Origin of the sequence: Acinetobacter baylyi DSM 14961 = CIP 107474, from assembly GCF_000368685.1 — a bacterium.
GTDB lineage: Bacteria > Pseudomonadota > Gammaproteobacteria > Pseudomonadales > Moraxellaceae > Acinetobacter > Acinetobacter baylyi.
On sequence record NZ_KB849628.1, the window covers coordinates 89,275 to 102,779 of the forward strand.

15 protein-coding genes are annotated in these 13,505 nt (G+C 39.0%); 10 read left to right on the forward strand and 5 right to left on the reverse strand.

Going from position 1 to position 13,505, the window contains the following annotated elements; translation table 11 throughout:
- Nucleotides 1-36 precede the first annotated feature (36 nt).
- Nucleotides 37-1,455, reverse strand: coding sequence for an aspartate ammonia-lyase (locus tag F952_RS09815; RefSeq protein WP_011182339.1), 1,419 nt, complete (start codon nt 1,453-1,455; stop codon nt 37-39).
- A 136-nt stretch (nt 1,456-1,591) separates the two neighbouring features.
- Here F952_RS09815 and F952_RS09820 point away from each other — a divergent pair, with 136 nt between their 5' ends.
- The 3 genes from F952_RS09820 to F952_RS09830 all read left to right on the forward strand — a co-directional run bounded on the left by F952_RS09820 (nt 1,592) and on the right by F952_RS09830 (nt 3,428).
- The gene (locus tag F952_RS09820; protein ID WP_004926749.1) at nt 1,592-2,482 is read left to right on the forward strand and encodes a LysR substrate-binding domain-containing protein; all 891 of its coding nucleotides are present in this window, start codon (nt 1,592-1,594) and stop codon (nt 2,480-2,482) included.
- A gap of 89 nt (nt 2,483-2,571) precedes the next feature.
- Complete coding sequence (locus F952_RS09825; protein ID WP_004926753.1) at nt 2,572-2,772, forward strand: hypothetical protein; 201 nt, start codon at nt 2,572-2,574, stop codon at nt 2,770-2,772.
- A gap of 194 nt (nt 2,773-2,966) precedes the next feature.
- The gene (locus F952_RS09830; protein ID WP_004926755.1) at nt 2,967-3,428 is read left to right on the forward strand and encodes a MarR family winged helix-turn-helix transcriptional regulator; all 462 of its coding nucleotides are present in this window, start codon (nt 2,967-2,969) and stop codon (nt 3,426-3,428) included.
- Between the two features lie 70 nt (nt 3,429-3,498).
- Here the strand turns inward: F952_RS09830 and F952_RS09835 are convergent, their stop codons facing one another.
- From F952_RS09835 to F952_RS09850, 4 genes are all read right to left on the reverse strand, one after another.
- Nucleotides 3,499-3,756: a helix-turn-helix domain-containing protein gene (locus F952_RS09835; RefSeq protein WP_004926759.1), complete on the reverse strand. Its 258-nt coding sequence runs from the start codon at nt 3,754-3,756 to the stop codon at nt 3,499-3,501.
- Between the two features lie 137 nt (nt 3,757-3,893).
- A complete protein-coding gene (gene cydB, locus F952_RS09840; protein WP_004926761.1) occupies nt 3,894-4,898 on the reverse strand; it encodes a cytochrome d ubiquinol oxidase subunit II in 1,005 nt (334 codons plus the stop codon).
- Nucleotides 4,899-4,900: 2 nt separating this feature from the next.
- Nucleotides 4,901-6,328, reverse strand: coding sequence for a cytochrome ubiquinol oxidase subunit I (locus F952_RS09845; RefSeq protein ID WP_004926765.1), 1,428 nt, complete (start codon nt 6,326-6,328; stop codon nt 4,901-4,903).
- Between the two features lie 137 nt (nt 6,329-6,465).
- Entirely contained in the window at nt 6,466-6,906 is a 441-nt protein-coding gene (locus F952_RS09850; protein WP_004926767.1) for a DUF2946 domain-containing protein, read from the reverse strand.
- A 497-nt stretch (nt 6,907-7,403) separates the two neighbouring features.
- Between F952_RS09850 and mdcA the strand changes: the two genes are divergently transcribed.
- The 7 genes from mdcA to mdcH are packed head-to-tail and all read left to right on the forward strand — an operon-like array spanning nt 7,404 to nt 13,478.
- Entirely contained in the window at nt 7,404-9,083 is a 1,680-nt protein-coding gene (gene mdcA / locus F952_RS09855; protein WP_004926770.1) for a malonate decarboxylase subunit alpha, read from the forward strand.
- Nucleotides 9,083-9,985 carry a triphosphoribosyl-dephospho-CoA synthase gene (locus F952_RS09860; protein WP_004926773.1) on the forward strand — a complete coding sequence of 301 codons (903 nt, stop codon included), beginning with the start codon at nt 9,083-9,085 and terminating at the stop codon, nt 9,983-9,985. The genes mdcA and F952_RS09860 overlap by 1 nt, the downstream gene beginning before the upstream one ends.
- Nucleotides 9,973-10,272: a malonate decarboxylase subunit delta gene (locus F952_RS09865; RefSeq protein ID WP_004926776.1), complete on the forward strand. Its 300-nt coding sequence runs from the start codon at nt 9,973-9,975 to the stop codon at nt 10,270-10,272. Before F952_RS09860 ends, F952_RS09865 begins: the two co-directional genes overlap by 13 nt.
- A complete protein-coding gene (mdcD, locus tag F952_RS09870) occupies nt 10,265-11,116 on the forward strand; it encodes a biotin-independent malonate decarboxylase subunit beta (RefSeq protein ID WP_004926777.1) in 852 nt (283 codons plus the stop codon). The genes F952_RS09865 and mdcD overlap by 8 nt, the downstream gene beginning before the upstream one ends.
- Nucleotides 11,113-11,940: a biotin-independent malonate decarboxylase subunit gamma gene (mdcE, locus tag F952_RS09875; protein ID WP_004926781.1), complete on the forward strand. Its 828-nt coding sequence runs from the start codon at nt 11,113-11,115 to the stop codon at nt 11,938-11,940. The genes mdcD and mdcE overlap by 4 nt, the downstream gene beginning before the upstream one ends.
- Nucleotides 11,931-12,539, forward strand: a complete 609-nt coding sequence (locus F952_RS09880) for a malonate decarboxylase holo-ACP synthase (RefSeq protein WP_011182343.1) — start codon at nt 11,931-11,933, stop codon at nt 12,537-12,539. The genes mdcE and F952_RS09880 overlap by 10 nt, the downstream gene beginning before the upstream one ends.
- A 12-nt stretch (nt 12,540-12,551) precedes the next feature.
- Nucleotides 12,552-13,478: a malonate decarboxylase subunit epsilon gene (gene mdcH / locus F952_RS09885; protein ID WP_004926789.1), complete on the forward strand. Its 927-nt coding sequence runs from the start codon at nt 12,552-12,554 to the stop codon at nt 13,476-13,478.
- Nucleotides 13,479-13,505: the final 27 nt, after the last annotated feature.

Consider the following 13,505-nt stretch of genomic DNA (forward strand, 5'->3'; position numbering starts at 1 on the left):
AGGAACTCATAGGAGTTCCTTTTTAAATGGGATTTCTTAAACCATTTCAGCTTTCGGTTGCACCATATTGTCAACCGCTAAAATTTCTGAAAGTTGATCATCAGACAACAGGTTTTCAGATTTGATCAGACTCAATACGCTTAAACCACTTTCATTTGCAGTTTTAGCAATACGTGTTGTGGTTTCATATCCAAGATAAGGATTCAGAGCAGTCACAATTCCAATGGAATTATCGACAAGTGCTTTACAATGTTGTTCGTTTGCAGTCACGGTATCGATACACTTGGTTTGGAACATGACGAGCGCATTACCAAGTAACTCAATTGATTCAAACAGTTTGAATGCAATCAGGGGTTCCATTGCATTTAATTGTAATTGACCCGCTTCAGCAGATAAAGTTACAGCCAAATCATTCGCAATAATCTGGAAACATACAAGATTCATTGCCTCTGGAATAACTGGGTTTACTTTACCTGGCATGATTGAGCTGCCAGGTTGGCGCGGCTCTAGATTAATTTCATTGATCCCAGTACGTGGACCACTTGAAAGTAAACGTAGATCATTGGCGATTTTTGAGAGTTTAGTTGCTGTACGTTTAAGTAATCCTGACAACAATACAAAATCACCCATATCTGAAGTCGCTTCGATTAAATCGGGAGCAGACTTGATATCTTTCTGGCTAATTGTCGCAAGTGCATCAATGGCAAGTTGGGTATATTTTTGTTCTGTATTGATTCCTGTACCAATCGCAGTACCGCCAAGATTCATATAATTTAGAGTTTGAGGCGCGATTTCTCTAATCTTGATCAAATCTTTTTCAAGTGTAGAAGCAAAAGCATTAAATTCTTGACCCAAAGTCATTGGAACGGCGTCTTGAAGCTGAGTACGGCCCATTTTCAAAATATGTGCAAATTCATCACCCTTACGGCGTAGGCTAGCAATCAAATTTTCAAAAGGCGTATTTAAATCATCTAAGCTGAATAATAAACCTAAGCGAATTGCAGTTGGATAAACGTCATTGGTCGATTGAGACATATTCACATCATTGTTTGGATGTAAAAAGTTGTATTCACCTTTTTTATGACCCAAATGCTCTAATGCAATATTTGCAATTACTTCATTGGCATTCATGTTGGTAGAGGTACCCGCACCACCCTGAATGAGGTCAATGGGGAACTGTTCGTGGTAAAAACCTTGAATTAACTGATCACAGCTATATTTGATTGCATTAAATTTTAAATCACTTAATTTACCCAAAGTATGGTTTGCTTCTGCACATGCATGCTTCACCATCGCTAATGATTTGATCAAATTTGGATATTGATTGATTTTATTAGAGCTTAGATTGAAGTTTTCAATTGCTCGTAAAGTTTGGATACCGAAGTAAAATTGATTTGGTACTTCACGTAGACCCAGTAAATCCTTTTCTGTACGAGTTTGAATTTCAGCGTTCATTCTTATATCGCTATCTAGACAAGATGATTCATCATAGAATTGGGTTTGCATGATTTCTAATGCATAGATTAATTTTAGTATGCATTTTTTGCATACCGTGTTTATAATGCGCCAAAACACTATATGACATGAAGCAATGAGTCTTGAAATTCGCTGGATTGAAGATCTACTCACACTCGAACAAGAACGTTCATTTTCAAAAGCTGCAGAGCGACGCTTTGTCAGTCAGTCCGCTTTTACAAGACGCATTCAACAGCTAGAGCAATCTTTGGGTTATCCCATTTTGGAGCGAAACTCGCGTTATATGGAGTTTACCGATGCGGGTCAGATATTATTGACGACAGCCAAAAGTATTGAACAACAATTGAATGCAACTTTGGCTTTATTAAATAATTTAAATCGTGCAAATGAAGTGACCATCAAATTTGCAGTCGTTCATTCATTAAGTTCTACTTTTTTTTCAAAGTTTTTAAAATTATTCCCCGAATATATTAAAGATTTTAAAATAGAATTGGTTGCTGCCAACGTGGGTGAGGGGTTTAAACTTTTAAAAGAAGGGGCTTGTGATTTCTTGATTTGTTATTCAGATGAATCCAAATTGAAATTAATTAATCATGAAGTACTTAGTTATTTAAAGCTTGGTGAAACAGAAATTATTCCTGTTACACTTATTGATGAAGATGGAAATGCAAAATATGATTTAAATCAAAGATTTCCATTGTTATCTTACAGTAAAAATGCGTACTTAAGAAATCTGGTTGATCAGGTTATTGTAAATAGATTAGATTATCGAATTTTATATGAAACAGATCATGCAAATAATCTTAAGGATTTCGTATTGCAAGGTGCAGGAATTGCTTGGTTGCCTAAAATTACGATTGAAGAAGATTTGTTAAGAAAAAGGTTAAAAATTATTAATGCGCGTGAATTTATTATTAAGCAGCAAATTTTTATATTTAAAAATAAGTTAAGAAAAGATGATTATTTGAAAATATTTTGGGATTCTCTTAGAAATATCGAATACTAAAATAATAGCAAATTTTTGAAAAAGCCCAATTCATTTACAATGGTGAGTTTAAGCTTTCTGGATAAAAAATCTGCGTTAAAAAAGCATTTATGTTATTTCTAGCAGTACAATGTACTGCACAAGTTCAATATCACTTAGATTCAATGTCTGGCGAAGATATGCCAGTGCCAGATCAAATTAAGGAAAAGTGTACAAATTTACCTGCAATACTGATTCGTGAAAGTAGTTTTGCAACTAAGTTTTTTGATGCAATGATTCGAAAAAATGCAAGAGTGAAAGTAAAAATTTAATACTTTTTATGATTTGCTCGGAAGCCAATGATTTACGATTGTTTTTTTAAGAATCGTATTTTGTCGATTGATACCAAATGGTATAAAAATATGATTTTTAAATATTAATTGATCGGAAAGACAATATTTGTTTATTCAAACTTTCAAATATATGCTAACTTAAAATCAATGAATCAATTTGCTCTTAGATACGTATGACCAATAAATATGCTAAATATTTTCCTACACACGATGATTTTGATCTAGAAGAATTTCCTTACTATCTCATTTCTCAAGTCCATGCACTTTATATAAATAAAATTGATAATTCTCTTAAAAAGCATGGTTTAGATAATTCGAGACGACGTATTTTATTGGCTGCATCTACAAGACAGGATGCAAGCATTTCAGATTTGGCGGAAATGGCGCTGATTAAAATTCCAACAACAACAAAAATAATTTATCGTTTAAAGGATGAGGGATATGTCGAAACCTCATTGTGTGAGAACGATAACCGCGTAACCCGAGTGGCATTGACTAAACTCGGGCATGAAATGGTCATTAAAATTAATGAAATTACTTCATTATTGTTTAATGACAGCTTCTCTGGCTTGAAGCCTTCAGATATTAAGCGATTAAATGAATCACTTCGAGTGATTAAAAATAACTTAGCCTAAAGCTTGTACACGCCATTAAAATCATTCTGATGAAACCAGACTTTGTATATTACAAAGTCTGGTTTTTGCATTAGCCTAGATTTTTTAATACAAAATGCAGTGATTGAATAAACAGCCGAATTAATGCCTGAGCAGAACTTGAGGGATGGCGTACACCTCTTTCCCAACTTTCGAGTGTTCTGGCAGAAATTCCGAGTTTTGAAGCCAGTTGAGCCTGTGAAATATTGAGAGCTCTACGGATTCGAACCATGTGGTGTGATAAAAAATCATCCTGAATGTTAGCAAGAGTATTATTTAGGCGTTTATCGCTATGTTGAATGAAATTCATAGTGCTGTATTCCCTTGCTAGTAAGCCAGCTGTAACAGCAATCTAAAAGCCATCGCAATGATCAAAAGCCCGAAGAAACCAGCAAGCCAGAGTACAACAAACCACTGAAATTTAGATAACTTCATTTGAAATTGCTCCTAGTGATAACCTTCATCACCCACACGAACTTTATCTCTAAATACCCAATATGCCATGATGGTATACATAATGATAATTGGAATCAGAATTAGCGCGCCAATTAATGCAAAAAGCTGACTATTGGCGGGAGCTGCTGCATCCCAAATAGTCACTGACGGTGGAATAATGTAGGGGAAAATACTAATCAAGAAGCCTGTATATGCAAGGAACACCAATGCCAATGTATAAAGAAAGGGCATAGATTCCTGACGTTTGCTACATGCCCGAACTGTAAGAAAAGTAAATATAACCACTAAAATTGGAACAGGGCTAAAATAGGTCAATTGAGGCTGAGTAAACCAGCGTGCAGCAATTTGAGGCTGTGATAACGGCGTATAAATACTGACACAGACAAAAATGATTAATAATGCATACATGAGTTTAGGCATTAAGCTATACATATTAAGTTGTAATCGATGATCTGTTTTCATAATCAACCAACCACAGCCCAGAGCAGCATAGACTACTACAACACCAACACCCGTAAATAATGAAAATGGAGTGAGCCAGTCTAAACCACCGCCTGCATAACGGCCATCTACGATATGGATACCCTGAATATAAGCACCTAAAATTACCCCTTGTAAGAAGCTTGAGATTATAGAACCACCAATAAAAGCAGCATCCCATAAATGTTTGGTACGATTGGCCTTAAAACGAAATTCAAAAGCCACGCCGCGGAAGATCAGTGCGATTACCATAAGAATTATTGGCAAATAAAGTGCTGATAACACGGCGGAATAAACCATGGGAAAAGCTGCAAACAGTCCCGCTCCACCCAAAACCATCCAGGTTTCATTACCATCCCAGACGGGTGCGACCGTATTCATCATGACATCACGTTCATGTTGGTCTTTGATAAATGGGAATAAAATACCAATTCCTAAGTCAAAGCCATCCAGAACAATATAAATAAATACACCTACAGCAATGATGACAATCCAGATTAAAGATAAATCAATCATGATCAAGCTCCTTTATTCTGATCATCAATTTGCTCATCAGCGGCACTGAGTGGGCGCATTGGGGTTTTAAAATGTCCAACACCACCGACTTGTTCAGGTTGGCTATGAATAAATTCAGGACCTTTGTTGATCAGTTTAAGCATGTAGTAAATACCAATGCCAAAAACAACAAAATAAACCAGTACAAAAATGATTAAAGTTAAACCGACTTGTTCGGCAGATACGGGCGAAAGTGCATCTTTGGTACGCATCACACCATAAACCACCCACGGCTGACGACCAACCTCAGTAGTAAACCAGCCTGCTAATAGTGCAATAAAACCTGAAGGCCCCATAAATAGTGCAAAGCGTTGAAACCATTTATTTTCGTAAAGCTTTCCAGATTTTCTAAGTAAAAGTCCTGCCAATGCAAGTAAAACCATTAACATCCCTAAACCTACCATGACTCGGAAGCTCCAAAAGACGATAGTGGAGTTTGGACGATCTTCAGGTGCAAAGTCTTTCAAACCTTTGACGGTACCATTCATAGAGTGAGTTAAGATCAAGCTCCCTAGATGAGGAATAGCAATCGCATATTTGGTTCGTTCTTCCTGCATGTCTGGAATACCGAATAAATAAAGAGGCATAGCATGATCATGGTTGGTTTCCCAATGACCTTCCATAGCCGCGAGTTTTGCTGGTTGATGCTCTAAAGTGTTTAAACCATGTGCATCGCCCACAAAAACTTGCAACGGGGCTAAAATCAAAATTAGCCAAAGTGCCATTGAAAAAGATTTTTTTACCAAGTCATCACGGCGGCCTTTGAGTAAGTGCCAAGCGGCAGTTGCAGCCACCAATAACGATGACACCATAAATGCAGCAATTGCCATATGTGCCAATCGATAAGGAAAAGATGGATTAAATACAATGGCAAACCAGTCTTGTGGAACGATAATGCCATTTTCAATCGTAAATCCTTGAGGGGTTTGCATCCAGCTATTGGATGATAAGATCCAGAACATCGAAATACATGTTCCAACTGCAACCATTAAAGTCGCAAAGAAATGGGCTTTTTTCCCAACACGGCCCCATCCAAAAAGCATGATGCCTAAGAAACCTGCCTCAAGGAAAAAAGCACTGAGTACTTCATAGCTGAGTAATGGCCCTGTTACGCCGCCTGCAAATCGAGAAAACTCACTCCAGTTGGTTCCAAACTGGTAGCTCATGACCACACCGGAAACCACACCCATCCCGAAGGCGACTGCAAAGATTTTGACCCAAAATTTGAATAAATCCTGATAAACAGGATTGCCAGTATGTAACCAGCGCCATTCCAGAACTGCGAGAAAACTGGCCAGACCAATTGAAATTGCTGGAAAGATAATATGAAATGAAACCGTAAATGCAAACTGGATTCGTGCTAGTTCTAAAGCTGTCAGTCCTAAGGTCATGACTGCACCTCACATTTTATATTCGTGAAATTTAGCCAATCTTTAGATATGGCTATTTCTATCCAGTATAGGGTATTTTTTAAACAATAAGGCATGCTTAGTCTCTTCAACAAATTAAATTTTTTAAACTGTAAAAATTAAATAGTGAAAGAAAAAGGAGGGGCACGGCCTTGAGGGATTAAGAATAATTGTTGTAATACAAAGAAAACATGAAAGAAGTTTTCTTGAAAAGCCAGAAAACGAATTTGAATTCTAACCAACACTTCTTTTAAATCAAAATCAAGTAACGGTATAACATGGCTGTATACCACACAATACTGACACTGATGATTTATATCATGATGATGTGCGTTTTGATTTTGATGCTGAAGTTGGCTATGAGCTGAATGCTCTGGTAGAGATTGCATATCATGGTGTTGAACCATATGCATACTGGATGAATAATCACCCAATTGCAAAGCTTGGGCAATAGTCTCACATACAGGAGAAATTTGATATTTCTCTGGCAGTAAAGGCTGTAAAAATACAGCGATTTGCAATAAGACTGCATAACAACCCAGCAATCTTCCCAAACTCATCAACACCTAAGAGATCTCTTGTGGAAATCAATATTCGGCTAAGACTATAGCAAAAAATGTATTTCCTCAAAGTTTTAATTCAATTTTTGGTTTAGTTGGTTAGTTTTAAATATAAAAAATCTATAAGACAAAATTATGATTTAAATTTTAGGTGAGTATTTGTGTAGTTTTAATCATAAATAAAATTATATTGAGATCGGGATTTTTCCTAGATTACTTGCGATATTTTCAATAACCTTATGTTTTTATATGATTTTATTTAAAAAAATCATAAAACGTTATTACGCTTGGCAGAAGTTATTTTTCCAAACCGTATCATAAATAATTTTTTTATATTTATCATGAATTCTGAAATTTTGTTATTTCCATTTTTGATGCTTCAGTTTTGCTCTTAACCATTAACTTTAAGTTAATGAAAGTGGGTTTTGGTTGATTGATCTAACTTTTAAAAGGGTATTTGATAAGACACAGACCAAAATATTCACAAGGAAACGTACATGGAAGGTTCTGTTCAACACAAAGAACGACTATGGACAACACGTCGACAAAGCAAACAACTTAAGCTGGAAATGGCACAAAAGTATAGCGATGGTGTAGTCATTCCAACTCAAGATATTATTAAAGTTTTAGAAATTTTAATTACCCCAGGTGATCGGGTAGTACTCGAAGGGAATAATCAAAAACAGGCTGATTTTTTATCGCGCTCATTGGCAAAAACTAATCCAGAAATCCTTCATGATCTACATATGATTATGCCAAGTGTTGGACGTCCAGAGCATTTGGATTTATTTGAACATGGTATTGCACGCAAACTCGATTTTTCATTTGCAGGTACACAAAGCTTAAGGATTAGTCAACTCTTAGAAGATGGCTTGCTTGAAATAGGCGCAATCCATACTTATATCGAATTATATTCTCGTTTACTGGTCGATCTGATCCCGAACGTGGTGTTATCAGCGGGATTTATGGCAGATCGCCAAGGCAATATTTACACCGGACCAAGTACAGAAGATTCACCTGCACTGATCGAACCAGCAGCATTTAGTGATGGAATCGTGATCGTTCAAGTGAATGAACTGGTCGATGATGTAACAGATTTACCTCGTGTAGATATACCATCATCTTGGGTCGATTTTGTGGTTGTCGCAGATCAACCATTTTATATTGAGCCGTTATTTACCCGAGATCCCAAACATATTAAACCTGTGCATGTACTTATGGCCATGATGGCGATTCGCGGTATTTATGAAAAGCATCAGGTGCAATCGCTTAATCATGGTATTGGTTTTAATACGGCTGCCATAGAGCTTATTTTACCGATCTATGGTGAATCATTAGGTTTAAAAGGAAAAATCTGTCGGAACTGGACCTTAAACCCACATCCTACTTTAATTCCGGCGATCGAAACGGGTTGGGTCGAAAGTGTGCATTGTTTTGGTACAGAGCTCGGAATGGAAAAGTACATTGCTGCACGCCCTGATGTATTTTTTACTGGACGAGATGGTTCTTTACGCTCCAACCGTATGATGTGTCAGCTTGCAGGTCAGTATGCGGTTGATTTATTTATTGGTGCAACTTTACAGGTGGATGGTGATGGACATTCTTCTACGGTAACCAAGGGCCGTTTGGCTGGCTTTGGCGGTGCACCAAATATGGGACATGACCCGCGTGGCCGCCGTCATGCGACACCTGCTTGGATGGATATGCGTATTGCAGGCAATACTGAAACAGATACCTACTTGGCAAGGGGCAAAAAACTGGTTGTTCAAATGGTAGAAACCTATCAGGAAGGTGGCAAGCCAACATTTGTCAAGACTTTAGATGCTGTGGATGTGGCCAAAAAAGCTGGCATGGCTTTGGCACCCATTATGGTCTATGGCGATGATGTCACACATTTATTAACGGAAGAAGGAATTGCCTATCTTTATAAAGCCAGAAGTTTAGAAGAACGTCGCGATATGATTGCTGCTGTGGCAGGCGTAACCGATATCGGTCTGAACCATGATCCGAAGAAGACACAAAAATTGCGTCAGGAAGGATTGGTGGTATTTCCAGAAGATTTAGGAATTCGTCGTACAGATGCAACCCGAGAACTTTTGGCTGCAAAAAATATCGCAGATTTGGTGACATGGTCTGACGGCTTATATCAACCACCAGCAAAATTCAGGAGCTGGTAATGAATGCGATTTTAAAAAAGACTCACTTTTCTACAGCCGAATATTTAGCTGATTTGGCCGTTCAAGCGCTGATAGACGAAGTAAATTTAACACCAAAGCCCGCATTGGTTGATCGGCGTGGGGGTGGTGCTCACGATGATTTAAATCTTGAGTTAATGGAAAAATCTGCATATAGCTTATTTCCAATGTTTAAGGCCATGGCAGAGGCTGCAGAAATACATGGTGAAGTCAATCAGGCACTTCGAGAAGATATTGGTCAGCTTGGGAGACAAGGCGAGCAACGTATGTTGCAGGTAACACACGGTATCAATACACATCGTGGTGCAATCTGGTCTATTGGTTTAGTGCTGACAGCAACTGCACTGACTTTATATAAGCAGGAGCCTTGTCTGATAACAGAGATTTGTAAGACAGCGGCTGAAATTGCATTGCTTGAAGACCGTTTTATTCCAAAGCAACAATTCAGTCATGGTCAGATGGTACGACAAAAATTTGGAATAAATGGTGCCAAGCAGCAAGCACAGCAAGGCTTTCCTATCATTCTTGAGTTTGGTCTGGTTCAGTTACAGTGTAGTCGTGCGCTAAATACAACAGAAACTGAAGCAAGATTAAATGCATTACTTGCCATGATGGCAGAGCTCTCAGATACCTGTGTTGTTCATCGGGCTGGACTTGATGGATTAAATATGATGCAAAGCGGAGCCAGAGAAGTTCTGCAATTGGGAGGTTGTTCTACCAATGAAGGGCAACAACGGCTTGAACAGTTAGAACAAAATTTATTGCGAATACGCGCTTCGGCAGGTGGCGCTGCAGACTTGCTCGCTACACTATTATTTTTGGATCAGGCTGAACAACATAACAGCAGTGCACCGCAAGGAAGAAGAAATCAATGGAAATATTAAACTTTGAATTTACTGCAAAGCATCCACCTTTAAAAAAGACACGAGTGGGATGTGTGGGATCTGGTGATTTAGAAATTTTGATGCAACCTGCGACGACTGGAAAAACAACAATTCATGTCATTACTTCAGTCGATGGCAGTGAGCAACGCTGGAAAAACCTGTTTGAGCGTATTTTTTTAGAACAGGACATGCCTGCGGTGCATATGGATATTCATGATTTTGGTGCCACACCTGGCGTTGTCAGATTACGACTTGAACAGGCATTTGAGGAGGTGTTACATGGCTGATATTGATTACTTACTCAATAAACAAAGTTTTATCGAGATGGATGCACGTGAGCGCGCCAAATCTCTATTTGATCTGAATAGCTGTAAGGAATTACTCGATCCTTTTGCAGGTGTAATGTCTCCTTGGTTACTTAGACAAAATATCGTACCTCAAGCGGACGATGGCGTTGTGGTCATGAAAGGATTCATCGAACAGCAACCCGCTGTGGTTATTTCTGTTGAAGGCAGTTTTCAAGGAGGCAGTTTGGGCGAGGTAGGCGGTGCCAAAATTGCAGGTGCACTTGAGCTTGCAATTGAAGATAACTGTAATCATATTCCAACCCGAGCAATTCTGTTACTTGAAACTGGTGGGGTACGCTTGCAGGAAGCCAATTTGGGACTCGCAGCAATTGCTGAAATCCATTCTGCAATCGTTGAACTTCGTCATTATCAACCTGTCATTGGTGTTATAGCGGGAAGCGTAGGATGCTTTGGCGGAATGTCGATCGCTGCGGGATTATGTAGTTATCTCATCATGACCCAAGAAGGTCGTTTAGGACTAAATGGCCCTCAAGTGATTGAACAGGAAGCTGGTATTGATGAATATAATGCCAAAGATCGTCCTTTCATCTGGAGTATTACGGGCGGAGAGCAGCGTTTTGCTAGTGGATTGATCGATGCTTATGTTGAAGATGACCGTGAACTCATAAAACAAAAGGTGATTGCGTATATTCAACAAGGTATTCCTCAGGTTCAGCGTAGTACGCAGTCTACATTTTATTTGTCTAAACTCTTTCAGCTCGATACGTCAGATCAAATTTTGCCTGTAGATGTTAGAAAATTATATCAAGGAGAACAGGCATGAACATGGATGTCAATGCAGTAAAAAATTCGACCAGAGGTAAACACTGGTTCAACTTGCTAACACAGGGCTTTAATTTGATTGCGAGTGGTATCGATTCACTACTGATTGCTGAGGGGCAGCTTGGCGAAAATAAAATCAGTGTATTTTGTGTAGTACCAGATTCTCATAATCACTTTCCACGTGCACGTCAGGGAGAGGTGGGCTTATTAGAAGGTTGGTCACTTGCTCAAGCGATTGATCAAATCATTGAGTCAGATCAAAACCTAACTCACAAACGCGGTATTTTATGTATTGTGGATGTACCCAGTCAGGCATATGGCCGCCGTGAAGAATTACTGGGTATTCATCAAGCTTTAGCAGCAGCAGCAGATAGCTACGTAAGAGCTCGTCTTGCAGGACATCCTGTTGTGAGTCTACTCGTAGGCAAATCAATGTCTGGTGCATTCTTGGCGCATGGCTATCAGGCAAATCGCATTCTAGCGTTGAAGGATCAAGGAGTGATGGTACATGCAATGGGCAAGGAATCTGCGGCACGTGTTACCTTGAGAACCGTAGATGAACTTGAAAACTTGGCTGCGAATATTCCACCCATGGCTTATGACATCGAAAGTTATAATTCTTTAGGATTGTTATCAGGCCTATTAAATGTCAGTCATGCAGATCATCCTACAACGTCTGATATTGATTATATACAACAAACTTTAAGCCAGACCTTTCAAGAGATCCGAAATCAAGGAACTTCTGATTTGAAGCATCGTTTGAGTGCGAAAAATCGTGAGGCATCTGTACATGTACGTGAGCTTTTGCGTGAGCAATGGTCATGAGCACACGCTTTCGCCCCCATGATTTGCTATGGGGAATGACCTGCGAAATGTTGCCAGAAGATGCACCACATTGGGTGAAAGATGCTGTAGGTGATGATAGACCAGTGGTTGTAAGACGGGCTAAATCTGATAGCGGAATAGTCCCTGTAGGAATACGGGGTATGCAAAGAAACCAGCGTTTTGCGACATATATGAATGATAATGTCATTACAAAGTGTGTACAACCAGAATCTTTAGTTCATCAAGATTTACGATTGTATCCACATCTTGAGCAGAGCTTAAACGCTGTGGCTTCTGTAATGAATCATCAACATTTTGTTTGGGGATATACAGGCAGTGTTGGATTTGAGCTAGTTACAGGCCTCAAAACAGTCACTCAAAGTAGTGATATCGACCTGCTAATTCGTACAGAGCAACCGATGTCGAAATTGGATGCTCAAGATATTTTAAAACGACTGGATGCTCTGAATTTGAGAATAGATATACAGCTTCAGACACCAAATGGTGGGGTGGCACTTCAGGAATGGGCGAGCGTTACAGGGAAGGTGTTACTTAAGCGTAATGAGGGTGCGTTTCTGGTGGAAAATCCGTGGCGTTAAAGGAGTAACAATATGAGTTCGATTTGGGTATATCCAGGACAGGGTGCTCAGAAGATTAATATGCTACATGATCTTCCAAAGCATCCATTGGTTGATCGCTATCTTGAACAAGCATCTGATGTATTAAATGAAAATATTATGCTGCTTGATCAGGCCGATTCACTCAAATCAACTTACTCGGTGCAATTATGTTTATATGTGGCAGGTGTCATTAGCTCTGAATTGTTGCGATTGCATGGTGTAAAACCCAAATTTGTGGCTGGTTTATCGATTGGGGCGTGGGCTGCTGCGACAGTTGCACATGTGATTCGTTTTGAAGATGGTTTGAAATTGGTCGCCAAAAGAGCACAACTGATGCAGCAGGCTTACCCTAAAGGTTACGGAATGACCGCCATTCTGGGAGCAGATTGCTCTCAAATTGAGCAATGGATTGAGCAAACTCAACAAAATCAGCAAGTATTCATTGCAAATCTGAATACTGAAAATCAAGTGGTCATTTCTGGTTCAGAGCAAGCCATGCAGTATGTAATTCATCATGCACAGCAAAATGGAGCAATTGCAAAAAAGGTTGAAATCAGTGTGCCCTCACATTGCGTACTATTGGAAAAACAGGCACACCAACTGGCGGGTTTTATGGAGGAAATACCTACGCAACAACCTACGATTCAATATTTAAGTGGTACATCGGCACGTTTACTCAGAACGAATACACAGATTATGAATGATCTCGCATTCAATATGAGTCGTATGATTGACTGGCACAATACAGTTCAGGCTGCTTGGGAACGCGGTGCTCGTTTACAAATAGAAGCCTTGCCTGGCACGGTACTTACTAGTTTGGCTCGAAAAATATTTAAAGAAGGAACGTTATTGTCGTTCCAAAACACATCAATTGAAACTCTGATCATTGCCATGCAAAAACAACAAGATTTTGTATAAAGCATAATCAGAAAATAATGAAACTCA

Coding starts and splice junctions, on each gene's coding strand:
- mdcH (WP_004926789.1), top strand. CDS start 12,552: ATGAGTTCGATTTGGGTATATCCAGGACAGGGTGCTCAGAAGATTAAT.
- F952_RS09865 (WP_004926776.1), top strand. CDS start 9,973: ATGGAAATATTAAACTTTGAATTTACTGCAAAGCATCCACCTTTAAAA.
- F952_RS09815 (WP_011182339.1), bottom strand. CDS start 1,455: ATGAACGCTGAAATTCAAACTCGTACAGAAAAGGATTTACTGGGTCTA.
- F952_RS09825 (WP_004926753.1), top strand. CDS start 2,572: ATGTTATTTCTAGCAGTACAATGTACTGCACAAGTTCAATATCACTTA.
- mdcD (WP_004926777.1), top strand. CDS start 10,265: ATGGCTGATATTGATTACTTACTCAATAAACAAAGTTTTATCGAGATG.
- mdcA (WP_004926770.1), top strand. CDS start 7,404: ATGGAAGGTTCTGTTCAACACAAAGAACGACTATGGACAACACGTCGA.
- F952_RS09820 (WP_004926749.1), top strand. CDS start 1,592: ATGAGTCTTGAAATTCGCTGGATTGAAGATCTACTCACACTCGAACAA.
- cydB (WP_004926761.1), bottom strand. CDS start 4,898: ATGATTGATTTATCTTTAATCTGGATTGTCATCATTGCTGTAGGTGTA.
- F952_RS09850 (WP_004926767.1), bottom strand. CDS start 6,906: ATGAGTTTGGGAAGATTGCTGGGTTGTTATGCAGTCTTATTGCAAATC.
- F952_RS09880 (WP_011182343.1), top strand. CDS start 11,931: ATGGTCATGAGCACACGCTTTCGCCCCCATGATTTGCTATGGGGAATG.
- mdcE (WP_004926781.1), top strand. CDS start 11,113: ATGAACATGGATGTCAATGCAGTAAAAAATTCGACCAGAGGTAAACAC.
- F952_RS09830 (WP_004926755.1), top strand. CDS start 2,967: ATGACCAATAAATATGCTAAATATTTTCCTACACACGATGATTTTGAT.
- F952_RS09860 (WP_004926773.1), top strand. CDS start 9,083: ATGAATGCGATTTTAAAAAAGACTCACTTTTCTACAGCCGAATATTTA.
- F952_RS09845 (WP_004926765.1), bottom strand. CDS start 6,328: ATGACCTTAGGACTGACAGCTTTAGAACTAGCACGAATCCAGTTTGCA.
- F952_RS09835 (WP_004926759.1), bottom strand. CDS start 3,756: ATGAATTTCATTCAACATAGCGATAAACGCCTAAATAATACTCTTGCT.